General features: G+C 74.5%; 4 protein-coding genes. 1 reads left to right on the top strand and 3 read right to left on the bottom strand.

What is annotated here, in order from left to right; translation table 11 throughout:
* Positions 1 to 35 precede the first annotated feature (35 nt).
* From ACWD3D_RS34450 to ACWD3D_RS34440, 3 genes are all read right to left on the bottom strand, one after another.
* Entirely contained in the window at positions 36 to 911 is an 876-nt protein-coding gene (locus tag ACWD3D_RS34450; protein WP_451464629.1) for an ABC transporter permease, read from the bottom strand.
* A 94-nt stretch (positions 912 to 1,005) separates the two neighbouring features.
* Positions 1,006 to 1,989: an ABC transporter ATP-binding protein gene (locus tag ACWD3D_RS34445; RefSeq protein ID WP_451464630.1), complete on the bottom strand. Its 984-nt coding sequence runs from the start codon at positions 1,987 to 1,989 to the stop codon at positions 1,006 to 1,008.
* Positions 1,990 to 2,123: 134 nt separating this feature from the next.
* Positions 2,124 to 3,392 carry an NYN domain-containing protein gene (locus ACWD3D_RS34440; RefSeq protein WP_451464628.1) on the bottom strand — a complete coding sequence of 423 codons (1,269 nt, stop codon included), beginning with the start codon at positions 3,390 to 3,392 and terminating at the stop codon, positions 2,124 to 2,126.
* Between the two features lie 236 nt (positions 3,393 to 3,628).
* On the opposite strand from ACWD3D_RS34440, the gene ACWD3D_RS34435 reads away from it, so the two are divergent.
* Positions 3,629 to 3,808, top strand: coding sequence for a hypothetical protein (locus ACWD3D_RS34435; RefSeq protein ID WP_328722215.1), 180 nt, complete (start codon positions 3,629 to 3,631; stop codon positions 3,806 to 3,808).
* Positions 3,809 to 3,884: the final 76 nt, after the last annotated feature.

Below are 3,884 nucleotides of genomic sequence, written 5' to 3'. Positions count from 1 at the left end.
GGCCGCCCTCGGGGTGGGCGGGGGTGCCGGAGCGTTCACGGCGGCGCTGCACGGCCCTGCTGATGCGTGGCTGGAGGCGGGCGGCCCACGGCGAGGGAGAGAACCCCCACGGCCGCGCAGACCCCGAGGTCCAGCACGACGGCCGTCCAGTCCGGGTGGGCGTCGAAGGAGCGTGCCAGCGCCTCCACCCCGTACGTGGACGGCAGCAGGTCGCGCGCCCAGCGCACCACCTCCGGCAGCCGTTCGGCGGGCAGTACGCCCAGCAGCAGCGCCGCCGACATGCCGAGTTGCCCCAGCAGGGTGGCCAGTTCCTGGCGCGGCGCCAGAAGTCCCAGCGCGGCCCCCAGCCCGGCCAGCGCGGCGCCGGCCAGCGGGACCACGGCGACCAGCACCCACAGGTGCGCCATCGGGAGCTGGAAGAGCGCGCTGCCCGCGACCGCGGTGAAGACGGTGCCCGGCACCGTGAAGGAGGCGTACGCGCCCGCCGCGCCCAGCACCACGGCCGCGGGCGGCACCGGCAGCGTGGCGTAGTGGTCGAGGCCGCCGTCGGCCCTCAGCCGGCCGAAGTACTGGGCGAGCAGGTTGAGCGCGACGAAGGCGACCACCAGCACGCTGGAGCCCGCGACCACGGCCCGCGCCTCGGTGCCGCCGTCGACGACCCCGCGCATCATGATCATGATGCCGACGGACTGGAAGGTCGCCACGAACAGCAGCGGGATGCGCGACACCCGGGCCCGGGAGAGCTGGGCCCGGTACACGGCGGCCAGCGCGGGCAGCAGCCGCGCGCGCGGCGCCAGCGGGGCCGGCTCCCCGGCCCAGGACCCGCAGGCCGTCCCGGTGGACGTACCCGGGCGGCCGTACGCCTGCCCGCCGGGCGGGGACACCGCCTCGGCGGGAACGATGCTCGTCACCTGGCGCTGCTCCCGTTCGCTACCGCTGTTCGTCCACACACGTCTCGTCCATCCACGTGGCCCCCGCCCGCCGGGGCCTGGGGTTCCGTCGCCCTCACGCCTTCACCAGTCCCTGGCGCGCGGCGGCCGCGTCCCCGCCGAGCGCCAGGTAGACGTCCTCCAGGCTGGGCGTGGCCAGGGTGAAGTCGTCCAGCGCCGCGAAGGCCGCGCCACCGGTCACCGCGGCGACGGCGGCCCGTGCCTCGTCCGGCTTCAGGCGCAGCACCCAGCGGCGCCCGGACTCCTCGGCCGAGGGGCGCAGGGCGGCGACCTCCGGGACGTCGAGGGGGGCGCGCTCGCGCCACATCAGCTCGACCCTGACCTCGCCGGCCACCTGCTCCTTGAGGCCCTGGGGGGTGTCGCAGGCGATGACCTTGCCGCGTTCGACGACGGCGACCCGGTCGAGGACCGTCTCCGCCTCGATGACGTTGTGGGTGACCAGCAGGACGGTCGCGCCGTGCTCGGCCCTGCGCCGGTCCACGGCGGCCCAGACGGAGCGCCGGGCGACCGGGTCCATGCCGGTGGTCGGCTCGTCCAGGATCAGCACCGGGCGCCGGCCGACGAGGGCGGCGGCGAAGCAGGCGAGCCTGCGCTGGCCGCCGGAGAGCTTCTTCAGCGGGCGTCCGGCCAGTTCGGTGAGGCCGAGTTCCTCCAGTACGGCGTCGCGCTCGGCGCGGGCGTCATGTCGGGAGAGCCCGCGCAGCCGGCCGGTGGTCTCGGCGGCGAGGGACACCGTGAGCTCGTCCAGGGCGGTGGATTCCTGGCCGAGGTAGCCGATGAGCCGGGAGGCGCGTTCGGGGTGGCGCACGAGGTCGTGGCCGAGCACCTCGACGCTGCCGGAGTCGGGGCGCATCAGGCCGGTGAGCTGGCGCACCAAGGTGGACTTGCCGGCGCCGTTGGGGCCGAGCAGCCCGAAGATCTCGCCGCCGCGCACCTCCAGGGTGACGCCGTCGGTGGCCCGTACCTCGGGCGCGGCGGGCGTGCCGCGGCGGCCCCGGACGGCCGGGTATGTCTTCACCAGATCACGCACCGCGCACACGGTCCCGGTGGCCCTCAGTGCCTGTGCTGTGCCCGTACTCACGAGGTACGAGAGTACGGGGTCGGATGGTCCGGATTGCGACGGGGGCCGGTCCCGGCCGTACCGGGCGGGACCCCGCCGGGGTCATTCCGGGGTCATTCCGGGGCGGGAACGTGGTCCACGGCGGCCGTGATGTCGATCTCACGCCAGAATCCGGCCCGGATGGCGTAGCGGTCGTGCTCGTCGATCTGGTCGTCCTTGTGGGCGAGGAGTCCGAAGCGCGCCGCGTACCGCAGGAGCTCGCCGTCGATCCGGTGCGGGATGCGCGGGTACATGGTGGAGAGCTTCTGGAGATGGACGGACTCCGGCAGCCGTTCCATCCAGCGGCGGGCGAAGACCTGGCCGACCTCGAAGGGGTCGCCGCCCACGGTGGTGATGTCCTCCTCGCGGTCGGCCCAGCGCTGTTCGGCGGTGGTGACCTGGGCGAGGGTGGGCAGCGAGGCGGTCTCCGGAGGTTCCCCCGGCGAGCCCCGGTCGGCCCAGCCCCGGTCCGAGGACCACCGCAGGGTGGCGTTCGGCACCGGGGCGGGCGGGGCCGCCGCCGGGGCCGCGGGGGCGCCGGCGGACGCGCGGAGGGCGGCGAGGTCCTTCGGGGTGGGGACGCCCTTGTGGTGTGCGGGCGCGGGCTCGGACCCGGGCGGACCTGTCTCCGGGCGGGGGGCCGGAGGGGCGTCGACGCGGGCCGCCGCCTGGGCCTCCGAGGCGCGCTCGGCGGAGGCCGCGAGGGCCGCCTCGGGCAGGGGCGCGGAGAGGATCGCGGCGATCTCGGGGCGCGGCCGGGGCTGCGGGGCGCAGATCCCGCCGGCCTCCTTGGCGCGGACGGCCTTGGTGATCCAGGCGCGGTCGAGCACGCGGCGCTCGTCGGCCTCGGCCACCAGGTCCTCGGACTGGTTGTAGTCGCCGTCCGCGGCCTGAACGGCCCACAGGTGTACGGCGACCCCGTGTTCCTTGGCGGACATCAGTCCGGGCAGCAGATCGCCGTCGCCGGTCACCAGGACCACGTCGGAACAGGCACGGTTGCGGGCCAGTTCGGTCAGTTCGGCGTGCATGGCCGCGTCGACGCCCTTCTGCGCCCAGCGCCCGTCGCTCCGGGTCAGCGCGCCGAGCCGGACGGTGACCCTCGGCATGACCCGCAGCCGGCGGTGCTCGGGCTGCGGTACGCGGTCGGGTGCGCCGTCGAACCAGTAGATGCGCAGCAGGGGTTGCTCGGTGTCGGCCTCGGCCCGCTCGCGCAGTCCCTGGATCAGGGCGGCGTGGTCGACGGTGATGCGCGAACGGGCGGGTTCGCCCGCCAGCAGACTCGCGGCGGCGCCCAGCAGGTATCCGGCGTCCACCAGGACGACGCAACGGTCCACGCGTTCCACCCTCTTCCGGAATTCGGCGAACGGCCGTTCAGGGTTTCCGTCGAGTCTGCCCGACCGCGCGGAAGGAGACGGCCGGAACTCGATCTTCGGCGTGGCGGATGCGGTGGAGGTTTCCGGCGAGGGGCCCGCAGTGGTGTCCACTACGGAAGGTAATGATCCAACATGCGTGCTCTGTGGGGCTATGTGAGTCTGACATCGGTCCTGGCAACCAGGACTCCCCACAGGAGGCATTCACCATGGCCAAGAACAAGAACCGTAAGCAGGGCAGCCAGCAGGACCGCGCGTCCGCCGCGGAGCGCGGAGCGGAGCAGGCGAAGTCGACGTCCTTCGAGGACCGGAGCACGTCGCAGTCGCAGGCCCAGGGCAGCCCCTCGGACGTGGCCCGCAAGCACCAGCGTCGTTTCGGCCACAACTGACGGTCTCGGCGATCTCGAAGCCGAACGGCGGGACGACCCGCTGCGTCGTGTCCGTGGACGGCAGGGTGGCCCTGCG

The organism is Streptomyces sp. NPDC002690 (assembly GCF_053592415.1).
This window is presented reverse-complemented; position numbering and strand designations above follow the sequence as displayed.

Bases quoted from the DNA above. Each gene is read 5' to 3' on its own strand.
- ACWD3D_RS34435 (WP_328722215.1), top strand. From the start codon at position 3,629: ATGGCCAAGAACAAGAACCGTAAGCAGGGCAGCCAGCAGGACCGCGCG.